At 65.8% G+C, this 20,249-nt stretch carries 16 protein-coding genes and 1 riboswitch; of the genes, 5 read left to right on the top strand and 11 right to left on the bottom strand.

From position 1 onward, the window contains the following. Positions 1 to 342: 342 nt before the first annotated feature. The 3 genes from gcvT to VIK36_RS04460 all read right to left on the bottom strand — a co-directional run bounded on the left by gcvT (position 343) and on the right by VIK36_RS04460 (position 5,269). Entirely contained in the window at positions 343 to 1,491 is a 1,149-nt protein-coding gene (gene gcvT, locus VIK36_RS04470) for a glycine cleavage system aminomethyltransferase GcvT (RefSeq protein ID WP_324644232.1), read from the bottom strand. Between the two features lie 12 nt (positions 1,492 to 1,503). After that, positions 1,504 to 4,350 carry an aminomethyl-transferring glycine dehydrogenase gene (gene gcvP, locus VIK36_RS04465; protein ID WP_324644231.1) on the bottom strand — a complete coding sequence of 949 codons (2,847 nt, stop codon included), beginning with the start codon at positions 4,348 to 4,350 and terminating at the stop codon, positions 1,504 to 1,506. A gap of 192 nt (positions 4,351 to 4,542) precedes the next feature. After that, a riboswitch (glycine riboswitch) is annotated at positions 4,543 to 4,640 on the bottom strand. A 92-nt stretch (positions 4,641 to 4,732) separates the two neighbouring features. After that, entirely contained in the window at positions 4,733 to 5,269 is a 537-nt protein-coding gene (locus VIK36_RS04460; RefSeq protein WP_324644230.1) for a TetR/AcrR family transcriptional regulator, read from the bottom strand. A gap of 83 nt (positions 5,270 to 5,352) precedes the next feature. Here VIK36_RS04460 and VIK36_RS04455 point away from each other — a divergent pair, with 83 nt between their 5' ends. Further along, on the top strand, positions 5,353 to 6,909 hold the full coding sequence (locus VIK36_RS04455) for an MFS transporter (RefSeq protein ID WP_324644229.1): 1,557 nt from the start codon (positions 5,353 to 5,355) through the stop codon (positions 6,907 to 6,909). An 86-nt stretch (positions 6,910 to 6,995) separates the two neighbouring features. Here the strand turns inward: VIK36_RS04455 and VIK36_RS04450 are convergent, their stop codons facing one another. Further along, positions 6,996 to 7,475: a Dps family protein gene (locus VIK36_RS04450; protein ID WP_255174490.1), complete on the bottom strand. Its 480-nt coding sequence runs from the start codon at positions 7,473 to 7,475 to the stop codon at positions 6,996 to 6,998. A 221-nt stretch (positions 7,476 to 7,696) separates the two neighbouring features. On the opposite strand from VIK36_RS04450, the gene VIK36_RS04445 reads away from it, so the two are divergent. Beyond that, on the top strand, positions 7,697 to 9,253 hold the full coding sequence (locus tag VIK36_RS04445) for an APC family permease (protein ID WP_324644227.1): 1,557 nt from the start codon (positions 7,697 to 7,699) through the stop codon (positions 9,251 to 9,253). A gap of 69 nt (positions 9,254 to 9,322) precedes the next feature. Here the strand turns inward: VIK36_RS04445 and VIK36_RS04440 are convergent, their stop codons facing one another. From VIK36_RS04440 to araB, 7 genes are all read right to left on the bottom strand, one after another. Then, on the bottom strand, positions 9,323 to 9,874 hold the full coding sequence (locus VIK36_RS04440) for an AMIN-like domain-containing (lipo)protein (protein WP_324644226.1): 552 nt from the start codon (positions 9,872 to 9,874) through the stop codon (positions 9,323 to 9,325). 189 nt (positions 9,875 to 10,063) lie between these two features. Then, positions 10,064 to 10,366, bottom strand: coding sequence for a DUF4193 domain-containing protein (locus tag VIK36_RS04435; RefSeq protein ID WP_018762118.1), 303 nt, complete (start codon positions 10,364 to 10,366; stop codon positions 10,064 to 10,066). 92 nt (positions 10,367 to 10,458) lie between these two features. Continuing rightward, positions 10,459 to 10,662: a hypothetical protein gene (locus VIK36_RS04430; protein WP_324644225.1), complete on the bottom strand. Its 204-nt coding sequence runs from the start codon at positions 10,660 to 10,662 to the stop codon at positions 10,459 to 10,461. A 76-nt stretch (positions 10,663 to 10,738) separates the two neighbouring features. Further along, positions 10,739 to 11,770, bottom strand: a complete 1,032-nt coding sequence (locus VIK36_RS04425; protein WP_420716245.1) for a LacI family DNA-binding transcriptional regulator — start codon at positions 11,768 to 11,770, stop codon at positions 10,739 to 10,741. A 39-nt stretch (positions 11,771 to 11,809) separates the two neighbouring features. Next, positions 11,810 to 13,330: an L-arabinose isomerase gene (gene araA / locus VIK36_RS04420; RefSeq protein ID WP_324644223.1), complete on the bottom strand. Its 1,521-nt coding sequence runs from the start codon at positions 13,328 to 13,330 to the stop codon at positions 11,810 to 11,812. A 29-nt stretch (positions 13,331 to 13,359) separates the two neighbouring features. Then, a complete protein-coding gene (locus tag VIK36_RS04415) occupies positions 13,360 to 14,088 on the bottom strand; it encodes an L-ribulose-5-phosphate 4-epimerase (protein WP_255174483.1) in 729 nt (242 codons plus the stop codon). Further along, positions 14,085 to 15,845: a ribulokinase gene (gene araB / locus VIK36_RS04410; RefSeq protein WP_324644222.1), complete on the bottom strand. Its 1,761-nt coding sequence runs from the start codon at positions 15,843 to 15,845 to the stop codon at positions 14,085 to 14,087. Before araB ends, VIK36_RS04415 begins: the two co-directional genes overlap by 4 nt. 267 nt (positions 15,846 to 16,112) lie before the next feature. Between araB and chvE the strand changes: the two genes are divergently transcribed. The 3 genes from chvE to mmsB all read left to right on the top strand — a co-directional run bounded on the left by chvE (position 16,113) and on the right by mmsB (position 20,163). Next, positions 16,113 to 17,240 (top strand): multiple monosaccharide ABC transporter substrate-binding protein, encoded by a 1,128-nt coding sequence (gene chvE / locus VIK36_RS04405; protein ID WP_255174481.1) that lies wholly within the window; start codon positions 16,113 to 16,115, stop codon positions 17,238 to 17,240. Positions 17,241 to 17,348: 108 nt separating this feature from the next. Beyond that, on the top strand, positions 17,349 to 18,878 hold the full coding sequence (gene mmsA / locus VIK36_RS04400) for a multiple monosaccharide ABC transporter ATP-binding protein (RefSeq protein ID WP_324644221.1): 1,530 nt from the start codon (positions 17,349 to 17,351) through the stop codon (positions 18,876 to 18,878). Positions 18,879 to 18,882: 4 nt separating this feature from the next. Continuing rightward, on the top strand, positions 18,883 to 20,163 hold the full coding sequence (gene mmsB, locus VIK36_RS04395) for a multiple monosaccharide ABC transporter permease (protein WP_324644220.1): 1,281 nt from the start codon (positions 18,883 to 18,885) through the stop codon (positions 20,161 to 20,163). The last annotated feature ends 86 nt before the right edge of the window (positions 20,164 to 20,249 follow it).

Below are 20,249 nucleotides of genomic sequence, written 5' to 3'. Positions count from 1 at the left end.
CGCCCGCTGCGCGGACGTGACGCTCCCTTAGACGCACGTCTCCGGAATCCGCCCAGTCGCGAGCAACCGTCACCAAGGCGACAGGGCAAGCATGCAACGCACACGGAGGCGTCAGGACGGGACCAGGAAACACGCACGTAGTCCGCATCCACCCACTTCCTGTATGCCCCTGCCCCCTGCACCCACGGCGACAAGCCCACAAGGGGCCGGCGGAGCCGGACTTTTCGAAAGCGTGCGTCAAAGCGACGAAGGAGCAGCACGCGTGAAAATGTCCGGTCTGCCGGTCCCGCGGGTGACCAAGGACCCGACGGGCGAAGGTGACCACGGCGAGGCACCGAAGGGTTATTTCGCCCGGCGGTAGAACGGGAGGTCGACGACTTCGAAGGGTTCTGCCTTGCCGCGGAGATCGATGTCCAGGGCTGTGCCGGGTGCCGAGTACTCGACGTCGACGTAGGCCATGGCGATCGGGTAGCCGAGGGTGGGCGATGGCTGGCCGGAGGTGACTTCACCGACCGTGGCGCCGTCCTTGAGCACGGGGTAGTGCGCGCGGCCGGCGCGGCGGCCCTGGCCTTTGAGCCCCACGAGGCGGCGGCCGGAGGTGCTGCCGGCGCCGGCTTCCTTCTTTGCTGCCAGCGCAGCCTTGCCAACGAAGTCGCCTTCCTTGGAGAGCGCGACGACGGGGCCCAGGCCTGCAGCGAACGGGTCACCCTGCAGGGAGAGCTCGTTGCCGTACAGCGGCATTCCCGCTTCCAGGCGGAGGGAGTCGCGGGAGGCGAGGCCGGCGGGGGTCAGTTCCCCGTCGTCGGCGATGGCGGCCAGTGCCTGCCACAGTGCCGGGGCGTCTGCGTTGTCCACGAAGATCTCGAACCCGTCCTCACCGGTATACCCGGTGCGTGCGAGCAGGAGTTCCTTGCCGGCGCCGCCCACCAGGAACGGAACCTCCACGGCGGCGTAGTACTTCAGCTCCGTCACCAGGGAGTGCTGTGCGGCCGGGACCAGGCGCAACAGGAGTTCCTGGGCCTTGGGGCCCTGCACTGCGACCAGTGATGTGCGGGCCGAGGCGTCCTCCACCAGCACATCAAACCCAGCGGCCCGTTCCTGCAGGGCTGCCGCCACCACCGCGGCGTTGCCCGCATTGGGCACCACCAGGAAGACGTCCGTGCCGTCTTCAGCAGCGGGACGGCGGTAGGTGATGAGGTCGTCGATGATGCCGCCGTCCTCATTGCAGATGAGCGAGTACTTGGCCTTGCCCACGGCCATGGCGGACAACTTGCCCACCAGGGCGTAGTCCAGGAAAGCGGCAGCCTGCGGCCCGGTGACCCAGACTTCGCCCATGTGGGAGAGGTCGAACAGACCGGCGGCTTTGCGCACGGCGTGGTGTTCAGCCAGTTCGGAGGTGTACTTCAATGGCATCTGCCACCCGCCGAAGTCGGTGAAGGAGGCGCCAAGCTTTTTGTGTTCGTCGTAAAGGGCGGTGTATTTCTCGGTCACGGTGCCGGTCCTTTAGTTTTCGAACTCTTCGAGCGGCGGGCAGGAGCAGATGAGGTTCCGGTCTCCGGCGGCGCCGTCGATCCGGCCCACCGGCGGGAAGTACTTGTCCTGCTTGTGGTGGGCAGGGAACGCGGCCTGCTCGCGCGGGTAGGCACGGTCCCAGTCGGAGCTGACGACGGCGGCTGCCGTGTGGGGTGCGCGGCGCAGGGGTGAGTCCGCCACGGCAAAGTCGCCGTTGGCCACCTGGTCGATTTCCTTGCGGATGGTGATCATGGCCTCGATGAAGCGGTCCATTTCGGCCAGGTCCTCGGACTCGGTGGGCTCCACCATCAGGGTGCCTGCCACCGGGAATGCCAGGGTGGGGGCGTGGAAGCCGAAGTCGATGAGGCGCTTGGCCACATCCTCGGCCGTGACGCCTGTCTTGGCGGTCAGGTCGCGCAGGTCCAGGATGCATTCGTGGGCCACGAGGCCGCCTTCGCCGGTGTAGAGCACCGGGAAGTACTCGTTCAGCCGGGCAGCGACGTAATTGGCAGCGAGCAGCGCGGACTTGGTGGCCTCGGTGAGCCCTTCCCCGCCCATCAGCTTTACGTACGCCCAGGAGATCGGCAGGACGCCGGCCGAACCGAAGCGGGAAGCTGAGATCGCCACCCCGTGGCCTTCCTCATGCGTTGCCTTGTTGGCGTCGCCGGGCATGAACGGTGCCAGGTGGGCTTTGGCTGCCACGGGTCCGACGCCGGGTCCGCCGCCGCCGTGGGGGATGCAGAAGGTCTTGTGGAGGTTCAGGTGGGAGACGTCGCCGCCGAACTTGCCGGGCTGGGCCAGGCCCACCAGGGCGTTCAGGTTGGCGCCGTCGATGTAGACCTGGCCGCCGGCCGCGTGCACGGCGTCGCAGACCTCACGGACGTCCCCGTCATAGACACCGTGGGTGGACGGGTACGTGATCATGATGCAGGACAGGACGTCCTTGTTGGCTTCGATCTTGGCCGTCAGGTCGTCGTGGTTGATAGTGCCGTCAGCGGCCGTGGCCACAACAACGACCTTCATGCCGGCCAGAACGGCGGAGGCGGCATTGGTGCCGTGGGCGGAGGCGGGGATCAGGCAGACGTTGCGCTGCTCTTCGCCGCGGGAGTGGTGGTAGCCGCGGATGGCCAGCAGGCCTGCGAGCTCGCCCTGGGATCCGGCATTGGGCTGGATGGACACCTGGTCGTACCCGGTGATCGCGGTCAGGTCCGCCTCCAGGTCGGCGATCAGTTCACGCCAGCCTTCGGTCTGGGAGTCCGGGGCGAAGGGGTGGATGGAGGCGAACTCCGGCCAGGAGATGGCTTCCATCTCTGCGGTGGCATTCAGCTTCATGGTGCACGAGCCCAGCGGGATCATGGTGCGGTCCAGCGCAAGGTCCCGGTCCGACAGCTTCCGGATGTAGCGCAGGAGCTGGGTTTCGGACCGGTGCGTGTTGAACACCGGGTGCTGCAGGTAGTCGGAGGATCGTCCGACGGCGGCCTCCAGTCCGAAGCCTTCAGCCGCGGCAACGGAGGCGCCAAAGACGTCCGCGACGTCGGCGACGATGGCCGCCGTCGTGGTTTCATCGAGCGAGATGCCCACGGTATCGGAGTCGACGGGACGCAGGTTGATTCCGCGCTCTTCGGCATCGGCGACAAGCGCGGCAGCGCGTCCGGGGACGCGGACGGTAAGGGTGTCGAAGAAGCTCGTGTGGAGCACCTCCACACCGGCAGCTGCCAGCGAGGCCGCCAGCACCCGGGCGTGGCCGTGAGTCGTTTCCGCAATCGCCTTCAGCCCGTCGGGGCCGTGGAAGACGGCGTACATGGAGGAGACGATGGCCAGAAGGGCCTGCGCGGTGCAGATGTTGGACGTGGCCTTCTCGCGGCGGATGTGCTGCTCGCGGGTCTGCAGCGCCAGGCGGTACGCGGGCACCCCTGCGTCATCCTTGGACACGCCCACCAGGCGGCCGGGCAGTGAACGCTCCAGGCCCTTGCGGACAGCCATGTATGCGGCGTGCGGGCCGCCGAAGAACAGCGGGACACCGAAACGCTGGGTGGAGCCGACGGCGATGTCGGCGCCCTGCTCGCCCGGAGGGGTGATCAGAGTCAGTGCCAGCAGGTCAGCGGCCACGGTGACCAGTGCGCCGCGGTCCTTCGCCGCCGCAATAGAGGCGGACTGGTCCCAGACCCGGCCGGAGGCGCCGGGCTGCTGGAGCACGATGCCGTTGATGTCGCCGTCGGGCAGCCCCTTGGACAGGTCGGCGACCTCAACTTCGAACCCGAGCGCCTCGGCGCGGCCCTTGACGATGGCGATGGTCTGCGGCAGCACGTCGATGTCCAGGACAGTCTTGCCGTCCGCTGCAGGCTTGGTCTTGTTGGAGCGGCGCATGAGCAGCACGGCCTCGGCCACGGCGGTGGCTTCATCGAGGAGGGAGGCGTTGGCGATGGGCAGGCCCACCAGGTCCTGGACCATGGTCTGGAAGTTCAGGAGTGCCTCGAGCCGGCCCTGGGAGATCTCGGGCTGGTACGGGGTGTAGGCGGTGTACCAGGCTGGGGCCTCGAGGACATTCCGGCGGATGACGGCGGGCGTGATGGTGTCGTAGTAGCCCTGGCCGATCATCTGTACGGCGGTCTTGTTCTTGGCGGCGAGCCTGCGTAGTTCCGCGAGCACCTCAACTTCACTGAGGGCATCCTGCAGGCGGAGGGCGGTTTCCTGGCGGATGACCTTGGGTACGGCGGTGTCCACCAGTGAATCGACCGTGCCGTAACCCACGGCTTTGAGCATGGTGTCGACGTCGTCCTGGCGGCGTGCGCCAATGTGGCGGTCGACGAAGGTGGTGGAGGCTGGGGTAACCGACACGAAGGAACTCCATTTATTCAGGCGGCGCAGGGTACGCCACAGCTATTCGGGTCCCTCCCCGCTCTGTATTGGACCTGAGAGTTTCCGCGTTCCCTGCCTGGGGAGGACCCGCTTGCACCGTCGGTGAGCACAACAGCCGTTTCGCTTCCCCCAAGGGAGGCCGGACAACTGCCTGCTGCTTTCCAGAGGTGCCTCGCCGCGGCGGTACAGGGGCCTGCGAGATTCCTGGGGAGGATTTGCTCCTACGGCGCCTGCCTGTACTTCCGGCAGAACTCTCCCGCCGCAGATCAAAGGCTATTCATTTGTTGGATCATGACGGCCGGTGACAGCCCTCACAACTCTCCATTGTCCTACGCCACGAGCCCTCCCGGCAAATGGAAAACTACCTGCGGAGCCGTTCCAAGGCGGCCAGGAGTTCCTCCACATCAGCGGCCGCTCCGCCTTCCGGCGCAGGGCCCACGGAAAGCATGGCATTGAAGTACAAACCGTCACCCATATACAGGACAGCCTTGGCCAGGCCGGGCCCCACATCTGCTGCGATCTCGTCCAGCCATCGCTGCTGGATGGCGGCGAACCGGCGGCGCGTCTCTTCATGCGCCACCTCCGCAAGCCGCGTGGCAGCCACGATGACCCGGTCCAGCGGAGTATTCGCCCAGACGGAGGAGCGGATGAAATACTCGGCGGCACCTTCGCCGGCCGAAGCCATCGCGTCGGCGTCCGCCTTGGCCAGCCCCTCCAGGCGGTCAAGCAGCACGGCGATGAGCGCTTCCTTGTTGGGAAAGTGGTAGAGGAGGCCACCTTTGGACACCCCGGCCTTCCGGGCTACGGCGTCGAGGGTTGCAGCACGCTCCCCCACTTCGATCAGCAGGGACTCGAAGGCGTCAAGGACCGCATCACGGGCTACAGGCTTTCGGGGCATGCCTTCCATCATGCCCTCCACCGGCAGGGAAGAAGGAATGCGTCCGTTTTCAAACTATACCGTCCAGACGGTACAGTTATTGCATGACGACTTCCCTCAGTCCGGCCCCCACCCAAAGGGACAGCACCGCCGCGCGGCCCCCGTGGCGGGATTGGCTTGCACTGGGGCTGCTGATGTTTCCCGTGCTGCTGGTGGCAGTGGACAACACCGCCCTGACCTTTGCCCTGCCCGCGATCGCACGCGCCCTGGAACCAACCGGCCTGCAGCTGCTGTGGATCGTGGACGCCTACCCCCTGGTCCTGGCCGGGCTGCTGGTATCAATGGGAAGCCTCGGCGACCGCATTGGGCGGCGGCGGCTGCTGGTCATCGGCAGCCTGGGCTTCGCCGCGCTGTCCGCCGCCACGGCCTTCGCCCCCACCCCGGAGTGGCTGATCGCCGGCCGTGCGGCGCTCGGGTTCTTCGGCGCCATGCTGATGCCGTCCACCCTGTCGCTGATCCGTAACATATTCCCGGAGCCCAACCGCCGGCGGCTTGCGGTGGCCATCTGGGCGGCCGGATTCTCCGGCGGCGCCGCCCTGGGCCCAATCCTCGGTGGATGGCTGGTGGAGCACTTCTGGTGGGGCGCCGTCTTCCTGGTGGCCGTGCCACTCATGCTGCCCCTGCTGGCGCTGGGGCCCGTCCTCATCCCGGAATCCAGGGATCCCGCGCCGGGCAGGGTGGATATCCCAAGCGTCCTGCTCTCCATGCTGGTCATGGTGCCCGTGGTCTACGGCATCAAGTCAGTAGCCACCGAAGGCCCGGGCACGGCAGGGCTGGGCAGCATCGCCTTTGGCGTGGCCATGGGGATCGTGTTCGTGCGCCGCCAGCACCGCTTGGAGCATCCACTGCTGGACATGTCGCTGTTCCGGAACAGGGTGTTCAGCATGGCCATCAGCGCCAACATCCTGGCCCTGTTTTCCTTCAACGGGTTCATCCTTTTCCTTGCCCAGCACCTCCAACTCCTGGAGGGGATGACGCCCTCCGTGGCGGGCATTGCCATGCTCCCGGCCCTGGCAGCCACCGTGGCGGCAGGCCTGGTGGTAGTCCCGTTGGTCCGGAAAGTCCGGCCAGGGTACGTAGTGGCCGCGGGCCTGTCCTTCAGCGCCGTCGGCTACAGCATGGTGGCCTTCGGAAACCATGACGGCGGGCCTTCCCTGCTGCTGGCAGCGCTGCTGGTCCTGGCGCTGGGCGTCGGCACGGCGGAAACCATCTCGAACGACCTCATCCTCGGCTCGGCCCCGCCGGCGAAATCGGGCGCCGCGGCGGCGATTTCCGAGACGGGCTACGAGGTGGGCTCACTGCTGGGGACTGCGGTGCTGGGCTCCATCCTGACCGCGTCCTACCAGCAGAACCTCCGGCTGCCGGCGGGGCTCGAGGCCATGCTGCCCGGAGCCTCACTGCACAACGCCGGGGAGACGTTGGCCGGCGCGGTGGAGGCGGCCGGCCTGTTGCCGGAATCAGTCGCGGGGGCAGTTCGGGATGCCGCGGCCGCGGCGTTCGATTCCGGCGTGCACATCACGGCGGCAATCGGACTGGTACTGATGGCGGCGGCGGCAGTGCTCGCCGCCGTCGTGCTCCGGAAAGTGCCCAAAGCGGCCTAGCAGTACAACGGCAGTGCTGTCCGGGGTAAAAGGAAGGCGTCCTGCGCCGGGGCAACCCCGGCGCAGGACGCCCTGCTGGATGTCCGCTACTTGGAGTCGGCGGCCGTGACCTTGGCGGTGGGCTTCATGTTTTCTGCCTGTACCATCCAGGCGAACTGCTCCAGCCTGGCGATGAACTCGTGCAGGAGGTCCGCGGAGGTGGGGTCTTCCTCATCCACTTCGTCGTGGACCTTACGCATGGTGCCAACGGCAGCTTCCATGGCGGCGACGATCCGCTCAATGGCATCCCCGGTGCTGATGAGTCCGTCGGGGAACTGGGCCAGGCTGGTGGTCTCGGCCACGGTGGAGCTGCGGCCGTCGGGGAGCGCGTGCAGGGCACGCATGCGCTCGGCGGTGTCGTCGGCGAACTGGCGGGCGGCGTCGACGATCTCATCGAGCTGGAGGTGGAGGTCGCGGAAGTTGGTGCCCACGATGTTCCAGTGCGCCTGCTTGCCCTGAACGTGGAGCTCGATCAGGTCTGCCAGGACAGCCTGCAGGTTGTTGGTCAGTGTCGGTGAAGCTTTCATGCATCCTCCTCAATTGGTCCAGTACGGCAGACGCTACCAGCCGTGGACGGCGTGGCGGCAGGGCCAAAGGAAATTTCTCAGTGAGCTTACTAATTTCGAACACGAGTCATAAACGAATGTGATTCATATTGCGTCTTGCATCACACGCCCGCCGCCCCCATACTAAATGAACGCCATTCATATAGTGACCTCCGTCTCACAGCCTTCCAGAAAGTGGTGCCATGACAGAGACAATCCGCACCAGTACTGCCAAACCCGGTCCGCACGCCCACGCGCCTTCCGCGGACGGCGTCAGTGCCAAGGGACTCAAGGGCGGCCAGCTCGGGCTCCTGGCCGTCGTCGTCCTGGGCATTTCAACCATTGCCCCCGCCTACACCCTCACCAGCGCACTGGGGCCCACCGTCAATGAAGCCGGCCTTCAGCTGCCCGTTATCTTCCTCATCGGGTTCATCCCCATGATCCTGGTATCGCTCGCCTACCGGGAACTCAACGCCGATTCCCCGGACAGCGGCACCACCTTCACCTGGGTCACCAAGGCCTTTGGCCCGTGGGTGGGCTGGATGGGCGGCTGGGGACTGCTGGCAGCGAACATCATCGTGCTGTCCAACCTGGCCGGCGTCGCCGTCGACTTCTTCTACCTCTTCCTGTCACAGCTCACCGGCTCCCCCGAACTGGCGGACCTGGCGGACAACAAAGCCCTGAACGTCATTACCTGCTTCGTCTTCGTGGCGCTGGCCGTCTGGGTCAGCTACCGCGGCCTGCACACCACCAAGCTGGTGCAGTACAGCCTGGTGGGCTTCCAGTTGCTGGTGCTGGGCTTGTTCGTCGCGATGGCCTTTGCCAACTGGTCCACCTCGGAAACGGCCATCCCGTTCAGCTGGGAGTGGTTCGACGTCACCAGGATCGAGACGTTCGGTCAGATTGCCGCCGGCATCTCCCTGTCGATCTTCGTGTACTGGGGCTGGGACGTCTGCCTCACCGTGAACGAGGAAACGGCCAACGGCAAGAAGACCGCCGGCGTGGCAGGCACCCTGACCGCCGTCATCGTCCTGGCCATCTACCTCCTGGTCAGCATCGCCACCATGATGTTTGCCGGCGTCGGCGATACCGGCAACGGCCTGAACAACGCCGAAAACCACGAAAACATCTTTACCGCACTGGCCTCCCCCATCATGGGCCCGTTCGCCATCCTGATGTCCCTCGCCGTGCTCTCCAGCTCCGCCGCGTCCCTGCAGTCAACCTTCATGTCGCCGTCGCGCAGCCTGCTGGCCATGGCCCACTACGGCGCACTGCCGGAGCCCTTCAGCCGCATGAGCAGGAAGTTCGCCACGCCGGGCTTCGCCACCATCGCCGCCGGTGTGATGTCCGCGGGGTTCTACGCAGTGATGCACGTGGTCAGCGAGAACGTCCTGAACGACACCATCCTGGCCCTGGGCCTGATGATCTGCTTCTACTACGGCCTCACGGCCCTGGCCTGCACATGGTACTTCCGCCACAGCCTGTTCAACAGCGTGCGCCACTTCGTGCTGCGGCTGGTATGCCCGGTGGTGGGCGGCGTGGGCCTGTTCGTGGTGTTTGTCCAGACCGCCGTGGACAGCCTGGCCCCGGAGTTTGGCAGCGGCTCCGAGGTGTTCGGCGTGGGCCTGGTGTTCATCCTGGGCGTCGGCATCCTGGCTCTGGGCGCCGTGGTCATGCTGGTCATGTCCCGCACGCACCCGGGCTTCTTCCGCGGTGAAACCCTCAAGCAGGACACCCCCGCACTGGTCGTTCCGGAATAACCTCCAACACAAAAGGTGCCGTGCCCCGCCAGGGGCACGGCACCTTTTGTGTTGACGACGACGGATGGCTCACCAATAGTGCGCCACGTCGACCACCAGGCGGGAGCCGGAGCCCGGACCGTCAAGGGTGAACACCCGGAACGGGAGCCGGGCACGGACACCCAGCCCGATGGTGGTCTGGCCCTCGAAGCTTCCGGCCCAGACCACCTGGCGGAAGGTCTGGTAACCCGAAACGTTGGAAAGCTCAGCCTTGTCGGCGGGGGTGTAGGTGGCCTGGCCGTTGTTGTCATAGGCCGGCGCTTTGACGACGACCTGCAGCCGGGCGCCGCCCCGCGTTGGCACCACTGCCCCAGAGCCGTCCTGGATGATCTGGGGGACGTAGCGGACGGTGTAGCCGGGCGCCGGTGTGCCGCCCAGGTCAACCACCAGCCGGTCAAAGCAATAGTGCTGCCCGGTCCGGACATTGGTTACGGGCGCGCCGCTCATGGCGCCGTCCGACTTCATCAGCGAACCCCACGCGAGTCCGCAGTACGACGTGGTCGCCGAGGCGGCGCCCGGAACCACTAAAGCCATGCCTGCAGCCAGCAGGATGGCTGCCAGCCAGATGAAGAACTTTTTCATTGTTGTGCCACCCGAAATAAGGGCCAGTGGATGCTTCCAGCGTAGGAGCGTTCGCGGGCGGAAACGAGGGGTCATTTTGATAACGACGGCGGCACCGGACTAAGCAGCCCAGGCCAGGTCAACACAGGACAAAGAAGCGCCGGCCACCTCGGGTGAGGTGGCCGGCGCAGGGAAAACCAGGATGGAAATTTAGCCTTCGCAGTCGCGGCAGTACTTAAGGCCGTCCTTTTCGCGGGCAACCTGCGACCGGTGGCGGACCAGGAAGCACGACGAGCAGGTGAACTCGTCAGACTGCTCGGGAACCACAATGACGGTCAGTTCCTCGTTGGACAGGTCGGCGCCGGGCAGGTCGATACCTTCGGCGGTGTCGTTCTCGTCGACATCGATAACCGCGGTCTGCGCGTTGCCGCTCCGTGATGCCTGGAGGGCCTCGAGAGAGTCGGCCGGCGACTCTTCTTCCTGCTTGCGTGGAGCATCGTAATCGGTAGCCATAGCATGTTCACTTTCGTTGCTGCGCAGCGCCATTTCAGGCACCTCAGTGAAGCAGTTTAGGGCATTATCCCGCTACCGGCGCAATAGTGTGCTTAACCAGACATTGGGCCGGTTTCTGCCGTTGTTCCTGCGTGCTCCGAGCGGGCGTGGCAGGCTCCGATGGACACCCCGCTCAAGGCCGGCAGCCAGCCCCACCGGGTGGCATTGGCCATGGCGCCGGCGGCGTCCGTTTCGGAGTCGAAAGTGAGGGTGTCCAGCAGCCAGCCGCGGAGCCGGACGAACAGGGTATGCGTCATGCCTGAAACCTACGCAGCTATTGTTGTGGCCACGTTTCGCCGCCGTCTCCCCCGGATTAACTCCGCGGCCCTGGCGTTACCGCACCGGCGGGGCCGTGCTGCTGCGCAGGACGAGCTCGGGCTCCACCACAAGGGTCCGGGGGCCGCCCTTGCCATCGAACGCAGTGAGCATCATGTCCATGCACCGACGGCCCAGTTCTTCAAAGTCCTGCCGGACCACCGTCAGTGGAGGACTGAAATAGCCGGCCTCGGGCTGGTCGTCGAAGCCCACCACGGATACGTCCCCGGGCACCTTGATGCCCGCCTCGTTCAATGCGCGCAGGACTCCAAGGGCCATCTGGTCGTTGCCAACAAAGAGCGCAGTGGCGCTGCGGCCCGCTGCCAGCCGCCTGCCGATCTCGTATCCGCTGCCCGCGCTCCAGTCGCCCTCGATGATCAGGTCTGCCTCGAGCCCGGCGGAGTCCAGCGCTCCCCGCCAGCCCTCGGCGCGGGCTACGGCGTCGATCCAGTCCTGCGGTCCCGCGACGTGTCCGATCCGGACGTGCCCCTGCCCGATGAGGTGTTCCACTGCCAGTTCTGCGCCGCGGCGCTGGTCCACCTTGACCCCGCCCACGGAGTCATTCCCGGTGGGACCGACGGCAACCACGGGCACTCCAATGGGCAGTTCCGCCAGGGCGGCCAGCGTCTCCAGGTGCGGGACGATCACTACTATTCCGTCCACAGACTGGTTCAGGAAGTGCCGGACGGCGTCCAGGATCGCGTCCCGGTTGACCTCCCGCAGCGCTGCGACGCTGACGAAGTATCCTGCGTCCCGTGCAGCACGTTCCACTCCCAGCAGGGTGTTGGCGGGGCCGTACTGCGAAAGCTCGCTGCCCAGGACGCCGATGGTCTGCGAGCGCCGGGTGACCAGGCTCCGGGCGGCGGTGTTGCGGCGGTAGCCGAGTGCGGCAATCGCCGCTTCCACCCTGCCGCGGGTGCCGGAGCTGACATTGGGGTGGCTGTTGACCACCCGTGACACGGTCTGGTGCGAGACCCCGGCCAGTTCCGCCACGTCCTCGAGCGTTGGCAGCCGGGGTGGCCTGCCGTTTGTCACGGGGTTCCGCTCCATGGCAGCCGCCGGGGCCGGCACCTCAGCCGTGCCACTGGGTCAGATCCCGCCGGCCAGTTTGTAGTAGGCGGCGTTCCAGTTCAGGTCCTTTTTGAACTGGCGGATGGTGGTTCCTTCGTCAATCGTGAGCAGTTCCGTCTTGGCGATTTCGGCGAAGTCCTCGAAGACGTCCATGCCCACCTGGGTGGAGAGCACGGTGTGGTGGGCGGCGCCGGCGGTCAGCCAGGCGGCGGCCGAGGTGGCGAAGTCCGGCTTCGGCTCCCACAGCGCGCGGGCCACGGGCAGGTTGGGCAGTGGCTGGTCCAGGGGGACGACGTCGACGGCGTTGGCCACCAGACGGAAACGGTCCCGCATGTCGGACAGGGCGACGACGACGCCCGGCGAGGCGTCGGCGTCGAACACCAACCGGACGGGGTCTTCCTTGCCGCCGATACCCAGCGGGTGGATTTCCAGCCGGGGCTTGGCGGCGGTCAGGGAGGGGCAGACCTCGAGCATGTGGGCGCCCAGGATCTTCTCGGAGCCAGGTTCCAGGTGGTAGGTGTAGTCCTCCATGAGGGAGGCGCCGCCGGGCAGGCCGGCGCCCATGACCTTGGCGGCCCGGACCAGGATGGCGGTCTTCCAGTCGCCCTCGGCGCCGAACCCGTAGCCGGCGGCCATGAGCCGCTGCACGGCGAGGCCCGGAAGCTGGCGGAGCGCACCCAGGTCCTCGAAGGACGTGGTGAACGCGGCGGAGCCGTTGCCTTCCAGGAAGCTGCGCAGGCCCAGTTCGATCCGGGCGCCGTAGCGCAGCGATTCGTGCCGGGCCGCGCCTGCGCGGAGCTCCGGCACCACGACGTAAAGGTCCTCATACTCCGCCACCAGGGCGTCGACGTCGGACTCTGCAGCACCGTGGACGGCGTCCGCGAGCTCGTTGACGGACCAGGTGTTCACCGCGACGCCGAACCGCAGCTCGGCCTCGGTTTTGTCACCTTCGGTCACGGCGACGTTGCGCATGTTGTCGCCAAAACGGGTGAGCTTCAGCGTCCGGACGGCGGCCCAGCCGGCCGCGGCGCGCTGCCAGGAGCCCACTTGGCGGGCAACCTCGGGGTTGGAAACATGCCCGACGACGGTCTTCCGGGCGATGCCCAGGCGGGACTGGATGTAGCCGAACTCGCGGTCGCCGTGGGCAGCCTGGTTCAGGTTCATGAAGTCGAAGTCGATGTCCGCCCACGGCAGGTCGCGGTTGGCCTGCGTATGCAGGTGCAGCAGGGGCTTGCGCAGCAGGTCCAGGCCCTGGATCCACATCTTGGCCGGGCTGAAGGTGTGCATCCAGGCCGTCACGCCGATGACCGAGTCATCCGAATTTGCCTCAAGCGCGGTGCGGCGGATGGCATCCGAATCGGTCAGGACCGGCTTCCACACAATCTTGACCGGAACGGCGGAGGAGGCATTGAGCTGGTTGGCGATCTCCTGCGACTGGGCGGCCACCTGCTTGAGGACTTCCTCCCCGTAGAGGTGCTGGCTGCCGGTGAGGAACCAGACTTCGTATCCGTCGAGGGAGGTGTTTGCTGCGGTGCTCATGAATTCTCCTGGGAAGAGTTTCGGGCCGGTTATTGGCCGTAAACGTTCTGGTAGCGGGCGTAGAGGGAGTCGATGTGGTCCTGGTCGATGGGCAGCGGCTCGCCCAGTTGCCGGGAAATGTGCACGGTGCGGGCCACTTCCTCGCACATGACGGCGGCCTTCACGGCGGACCGGGCGTCCTTGCCGATGGTGAACGGGCCGTGGTTCTGCATCAGGACCGCCGGGGACTTGGAATTCTTCAGCGTCTCCACGATCCCGTGGCCGATCGAGTCGTCGCCGATCAATGCGAACGGGCCCACCGGGATGGAACCGCCGAACTCGTCCCCCATCATGGTCAGCACGCAGGGGATGGCCTCCCCCCGGGCTGCCCAGGCGGTGGCGTAGGTGGAGTGGGTATGCACCACCCCGCCCACCTCCGGCATGTGCCGGTAGACATAGGCGTGCGCGGCGGTGTCCGACGACGGCGACAGCGGCGGGTTGCCCCAGTCCACCGTGCCGCCGCCACCAAGGTTGGTGCCCCTGACCGGGGTGCCGTACAGGTCGGTCACGATCATCTGCTCCGGGGTCAGGTCCTGGTAGGAGACACCGGAGGGCTTGATGACCATGAGGTCGGTGCCGGGCACCCGGGCGGAGACGTTGCCCGCGGTCCACACCACCAGGCCGTACCGTGTCAGCTCGGCATGGAGGGCGCACACTTCCGCCCGGACTCGGGCGATGGTTTCCAGGAGGCCTGTTCCGGCGCCGGTTACGGCGCTCATGCGGACACCTCCACAGGTGATTCGGACACGGAGCCTGCGCCTGACGGACCCGTGCGGGCAACTCTGCGCTGGATGGCCTTGAGCCGGTGCATGACGTCGTTGCCGCCCCGGCCGAAGTAGTCGTGGAGGGCCTTGTATTCCTGGAACAGTTCTTCGTAGGCGGCCGCGTTTTCGGGATTTGGGGTGTAGACCTCCCCGGGCTCGGCGCCCATGGCTGCGGCGGCCTCACGGATGTCCGCGTATTCGCCCGCTGCGACAGCGGCGTGGATGGCCGATCCCAGGGCCGGACCTTGTTCCGAGCCGATGGTGGACAGCTGCAGGCCGGTGGCGTCTGCGTAGATCTGCATCAGGAGTTTGTTCTTGAGCAGGCCGCCGGCCACGATGAATTCCTTGACCGGAACCCCGGCGTCGCGGAAGGCGTCCACGATGGTGCGGGTTCCAAAGGCGGTGGCTTCCAGCAGCGCGCGGTAGGTGTCCTCGGGCCTTGTGGCCAGGGTCTGGCCCACCACAATGCCCGAAAGCTCGTGGTCCACCAGGACCGAACGGTTGCCGGAATGCCAGTCGAGCGCGATCAGGCCGTGCTCTCCGATGGCCTGCCGGGATGCCAGTTCGGTGAGGTACTCGTGGATCCCCAGTCCGGCGCCCTCGGCAGCCTGGTGGTATTCGGGCGGGACGCCGTACTTGGTGAACCAGCCGAAGATGTCCCCCACGCCTGACTGTCCGGCCTCGTAGCCCCACAGGCCCGGCACGATGCCACCATCCACGGCACCGCACATTCCCGGTACCTCGCGCAGCTCACTGCCGTTCATGACGTGGCAGGTGGAGGTGCCCATGATCGCCACCAGCTGGCCGGAGTCCACCGCCTTCGCGGCCGGGGCGGTGACATGGGCGTCAACGTTTCCCACGGCCACCGCGATGCCCTCCGGCAGCCCGGTCCAGGCGGCTGCCTCCGCCGTCAGGGTGCCTGCGGCGTCCCCCAGCTGGCCGATGGTGTGCTCCAGCTTGGAGCTGACAAAGTCCTTGAAGTCCGGGTTCAGGGCGGCCAGGAAATCCTCCGACGGATACCGGCCATCCTGGTAGATGCCCTTGTAGCCGGCAGTGCAGGCGTTGCGGACATACCGGCCGCAGAGCTGCCAGACGATCCAGTCCGCAGCCTCCACCCAGTGGTCCATCGCGGTGTAGGCCTCCGGGTCCTCCTCCAGCAGCTGCAGCCCCTTGGCGAATTCCCATTCGGAGGAGATCAGGCCCCCGTAACGGGGAAGCCAGTCCTCCCCCCGTTCGGCGGCAAGCCGGTTGATCCGGTCGGCCTGGCCCTGCGCAGCATGGTGGCGCCAGAGCTTTACGTAGGCGTGCGGGCGGTTGGCGAAGCCGGGCAGTTCATTGAGGGGCGTGCCGTCCGCCTTAACCGGAACCATGGTGCAGGCAGTGAAATCCGTGGCAATGCCGACGACGGCGGCGGGGTCGATCCCGGCGTCCGCCACAGCGGCGGGAACGGCGGTCCGCAGGACGTCCCGGTAGTCGTTGGGCACCTGAAGTGCCCATTCCCCGGGAAGCCGGGCGCCGTCGTCGCCCGCGGTGTCCCGTGGCAGGACGTCGGTGACCACCGCGTGGGGGTACTCATGGACGGCGCTGCCCAGTTCCTTGCCGTCGCGGACACGCACCACCACGGCACGGCCTGAAAGGGTTCCGTAATCCACCCCGATGACGCAATGGTCATGGCGGGACTCGGAACCGGGAGTGAACAGCGCATCTGGCATGGGGTTGCCTCCGTCCGGGAGGCAGGGGCCTCATTACCGGGTTTGTAGGGGTCAGGGTGTAGCTACGTGCTGCAGCAAGTGTGAACGCTAACAACGAAGAAGTCAATGAAGCCGAAAAGTTTCCTAAATTCCTGCCCGCCACTCTTGTTAGCGTTCACAAACCGGTCTATATTGAACCGACACATCAACAATGTGGCCAGGACCCGGGAGCACTGGTGCTGCCTGGTCCACCAACACTTCGCGGCAGTGCTGCCGCGGAAGGAGAAAATGGTGAGAATCAAAAAACTGATGGGCGCGGTGGCCCTTGTCCTCGCCCTGACGGTGGGCGCCACAGGTTGCGGCTCCCGCGGCGGGGCCAGCGAATCCAGCGGTGCCGCCAAGCCCAGCGATTCACTGGTAGGCATTTCGATGCCCACGCAGACGTCCGAACGGTGGATCGCTGACGGCGCCAACGTGGAGAAGTCCCTGAAGGACCTCGGCTACAAGACGGACCTCCAGTTCGCCAATGACGACATCCCCACCCAGGTGTCGCAGATCGAAAACATGCTGACCAAGGGCGCCAAGGCCCTGATCATCGCCGCCATTGACGGCACCACCCTGACTGACGTCCTGGCCAAGGCCAAGGAGCAGAACGTCAAGGTCATCGCGTACGACCGCCTCATCAACGGCACGCCCAACGTCGACTACTACACCACGTTCGACAACTACACGGTGGGTGTCCAGCAGGCCACCTCGCTGCTGACCGGGCTGGGCCTGGTCGACGCCAGCGGCAAGAAAGTGGACGGCAAGGGCCCCTTCAACATCGAGCTTTTCGCCGGCAGCCCCGACGACAACAACGCCAACTTCTTCTGGACCGGCGCCATGGACACGCTCAAGCCGTACCTGGATGCCGGCACCCTGAAGGTCCCCAGCGGCCAGACCAAGTTTGAGCAGGCAGCCATCCTTCGCTGGCAGGCCCCCGTGGCCCAGAAGCGCATGGAGGACATCATCACCTCCGCCTACAGCTCCGGCACCAAGCTGAACGGTGTGCTGTCCCCGTATGACGGCCTCTCCATCGGCATCATCTCGGCCCTCACCAGCACCGGCGGCTACGCCAAGGGAACCCTGCCCGTGGTAACCGGCCAGGACGCCGAGAAGGGTTCCGTCAAGTCCATCATCGCCGGCGAGCAGTACTCCACCATCTTCAAGGACACCCGCCAGCTCGGCGCACAGGCCGTCAAGATGGTTGATGCTGTCCTCAAGGGCCAGGAACCGGAAACCAATGACACCAAGACCTACAACAACAAGGTCAAGGTTGTCCCGGCCTTCCTGCTGAAGTCCGTGATCATCACCAAGGACAACTACAAGAAGGAACTGATCGACTCGGGTTACTACACCGACGCCGACGTCAAGTAGTCAGCGTCCGGGGGCCGTGGCCGGGCCGCGAGTCCGGCCACAGCCCCCTCCCGCCGCCGCCTGCAGCAGCAGGAAGGCCCAGCTTCGACCAGTCAGTGGGAATTGACGATGAACACACCCATTCTTCAAATGCGAGGAATCACCAAGACGTTCCCGGGCGTAAAAGCCCTCCAGGACGTCACCCTGGATGTGAACCGTGGAGAGGTCCACGCCATCTGCGGTGAAAACGGAGCCGGCAAATCAACGCTCATGAAAGTGTTGTCCGGCGTCTATCCGCACAACAGCTTCGACGGGGAGATCCTCTTCGAGAACGAACCCTGCAACTTTTCCAGCATCTCTGACAGCGAGAAGCGCGGGATCGTCATCATCCACCAGGAACTGGCCCTGAGCCCGTACCTGTCCATCGCCGAGAACATCTACCTGGGCAACGAACAGGCCACCAACGGGTGGGTGGACTGGCGCAAGACCAACCTGGAGGCAGCCCGGCTGCTGGCCCGTGTCGGCCTGGACGAGAACCCGGTCACCCCCGTGCAGCACATCAGCGTGGGCAAGCAGCAACTGGTGGAAATCGCCAAGGCGTTGTCCAAGGAAGTGAAGCTGCTGATCCTGGACGAGCCCACGGCCGCCCTCAATGACGAGGATTCCGGCCACCTGCTGGACCTGATCCTCCACCTGAAGGGCCAGGGCGTCACCAGCATCATCATCAGCCACAAACTCAATGAGATCCGCAAGGTGGCGGACGCCGTCACCATCATCCGGGACGGCAAGACCATCGAGACCCTGCGGCTCGACGAAGGCCAGATCACCCAGGAGCGGATCATCCGCGGCATGGTGGGCCGGGACTTGGAGAGCCTGTATCCGGACCGCGAGCCGCGGATCGGCGAGGAAGTCCTGCGGATCGAGGACTGGTCCGTGCGCCACCCCCAGGACCACAGCCGCATGGTGGTCAACAACGCCAACCTGCACGTCAGGAAGGGTGAGGTGGTGGGGCTTGCCGGCCTCATGGGCGCCGGGCGCACCGAACTTGCCATGAGCGTCTTCGGCCGCACCTACGGCACCGCCACCTCCGGCAAGGTCTACAAGTACGGCGAGGAAATCAACACCGCAACGGTGTCCGACGCCATCAGGCACGGCATCGCCTACGCCACTGAGGACCGGAAGCACTACGGGCTGAACCTCATCGAGGACATCAAGCGGAACATTTCCCTGGCAGCACTGCGCAAGCTTGCCAAGCGCGGCTTCGTGGACAAGAACCAGGAGACCGTGGTGGCCAACGGCTACCGCAGGAGCATGAACATCAAAGCCCCGTCGGTGGCCGCCATCACCGGGAAACTGTCCGGTGGAAACCAGCAGAAGGTGGTGCTGAGCAAATGGATGTTCTCCGACCCGGACGTGCTCATCCTCGATGAACCCACCCGCGGAATCGATGTCGGGGCCAAATACGAGATCTACACGATCATCGCCAAACTCGCGGCCGAAGGAAAAGCCGTCATCGTGATTTCCTCGGAACTTCCCGAACTCCTGGGCATCTGCGACCGCATCTACACCCTCGCTGCCGGGCACATCACAGGTGAGGTGCCCATCGCCGAGGCCACCCAGGAGACCCTGATGCACTACATGACCAAAGAGAAGGAATAGCGAAATGTCCGCCCTACGAGAATCGCTCGGATTCCTCACCAGCCGCCTCCGCCAGGTTGGCATCTTCGTTGCCCTGATCCTGATCGTCCTGCTGTTCCAGGGCCTGACGGGCGGGATCCTGCTGGAACCGCAGAACGTCACCAACCTGGTGGTCCAGAACAGCTACATCCTCATCCTGGCCATCGGCATGGTGATGGTGATCATCGCCGGTCACATCGACCTTTCCGTGGGGTCGGTGGCCGGGTTCATCGGCGCCGTGGCCGGCGTCATGATCGTGCACTGGGGCTGGCCGTGGTGGGCCGCCATCCCTGCCTGCCTGCTGGTCGGCGCCCTGGTGGGTGCCTGGCAGGGCTACTGGATCGCCTATGTGGGGATCCCGGCCTTCATCGTCACCCTGGCCGGCATGCTGATCTTCCGCGGGCTGACGCTCATCACCCTGAAGAACCAGCAGATCACCCCCTTCCCCGCCGAACTCCGTGCCCTCGGCGGCGGCTTCCTCCCCGATCTCACCGGTGGTACCTCGGTACTGGAATGGCTTACCGTCATCCTGGGCGTCGGCGCAACGGCGGCCCTGCTGATCCAGGCTTTCAAGGAGCGCAGGATCCGCCGGAAGTTCGACCTCGAAAGCGAGCCCCTGGTCTGGTTTGTCATCAAGACCACCTTCACGTCGCTGCTCATGCTCGTCATCACCTTCCTGCTGGCGTCCTACCGCGGCACGCCGATCGTCCTGGTGGTCCTGGCCGCGCTGGTCATCGCGTACACGGCCCTCATGAACAACAGCGTCTTCGGCCGGCACACGTACGCCATCGGCGGCAACCTCCATGCGGCTGAGCTGTCGGGCATCAAGACCAAGGCCGTCACATTCCGGCTCTTCGTTAACATGGGCGTGCTCTCCGCGCTGGCCGGCCTTGTCTTCACCGCCCGGCTCAACTCCGCACAGCCCGCCGGCGGAACCGGCTTCGAACTCGATTCCATCGCCGCAGCCTTCATTGGCGGCGCCGCGGTCACCGGCGGCATCGGTACGGTGGCGGGAGCCATGATCGGTGGCCTCATCATGGGCGTGCTGAACAACGGCATGTCCATCCTGGGCCTGGGCACCGACTACCAGCAGCTCATCAAGGGCCTGGTGCTCCTTGTCGCGGTCGGTTTCGACATCTTCAACAAGAACCGCAGCGGTGGCGGCGGCGACATTGGCAAGCGCTTCAAGCTCAAGACCAGCCCTCCGCCGGCAGCAGAGAAGCCGGCGCCGGCCGCCAGCGAAACGGTGGAGGCAGGCATCAAGTAGGAAAAACCGCAACCGTGCACCTGTTGGCCCCCGTTGCCCCGGACTGAGTCCTGGCAACGGGGGTCTTCCTGCGTGCGGCCGCGGCG

The organism is Pseudarthrobacter sp. LT1 (genome assembly GCF_035621795.1).
GTDB lineage: Bacteria > Actinomycetota > Actinomycetes > Actinomycetales > Micrococcaceae > Arthrobacter.
This window is presented reverse-complemented; position numbering and strand designations above follow the sequence as displayed.

Coding starts and splice junctions, on each gene's coding strand:
- VIK36_RS04460 (WP_324644230.1), bottom strand. CDS start 5,269: ATGCCCCGAAAGCCTGTAGCCCGTGATGCGGTCCTTGACGCCTTCGAG.
- VIK36_RS04455 (WP_324644229.1), top strand. CDS start 5,353: ATGACGACTTCCCTCAGTCCGGCCCCCACCCAAAGGGACAGCACCGCC.
- VIK36_RS04450 (WP_255174490.1), bottom strand. CDS start 7,475: ATGAAAGCTTCACCGACACTGACCAACAACCTGCAGGCTGTCCTGGCA.
- VIK36_RS04445 (WP_324644227.1), top strand. CDS start 7,697: ATGACAGAGACAATCCGCACCAGTACTGCCAAACCCGGTCCGCACGCC.
- VIK36_RS04440 (WP_324644226.1), bottom strand. CDS start 9,874: ATGAAAAAGTTCTTCATCTGGCTGGCAGCCATCCTGCTGGCTGCAGGC.
- VIK36_RS04435 (WP_018762118.1), bottom strand. CDS start 10,366: ATGGCTACCGATTACGATGCTCCACGCAAGCAGGAAGAAGAGTCGCCG.
- VIK36_RS04430 (WP_324644225.1), bottom strand. CDS start 10,662: ATGACGCATACCCTGTTCGTCCGGCTCCGCGGCTGGCTGCTGGACACC.
- VIK36_RS04425 (WP_420716245.1), bottom strand. CDS start 11,770: ATGGAGCGGAACCCCGTGACAAACGGCAGGCCACCCCGGCTGCCAACG.
- araA (WP_324644223.1), bottom strand. CDS start 13,330: ATGAGCACCGCAGCAAACACCTCCCTCGACGGATACGAAGTCTGGTTC.
- VIK36_RS04415 (WP_255174483.1), bottom strand. CDS start 14,088: ATGAGCGCCGTAACCGGCGCCGGAACAGGCCTCCTGGAAACCATCGCC.
- araB (WP_324644222.1), bottom strand. CDS start 15,845: ATGCCAGATGCGCTGTTCACTCCCGGTTCCGAGTCCCGCCATGACCAT.
- chvE (WP_255174481.1), top strand. CDS start 16,113: ATGGTGAGAATCAAAAAACTGATGGGCGCGGTGGCCCTTGTCCTCGCC.
- mmsA (WP_324644221.1), top strand. CDS start 17,349: ATGAACACACCCATTCTTCAAATGCGAGGAATCACCAAGACGTTCCCG.
- mmsB (WP_324644220.1), top strand. CDS start 18,883: ATGTCCGCCCTACGAGAATCGCTCGGATTCCTCACCAGCCGCCTCCGC.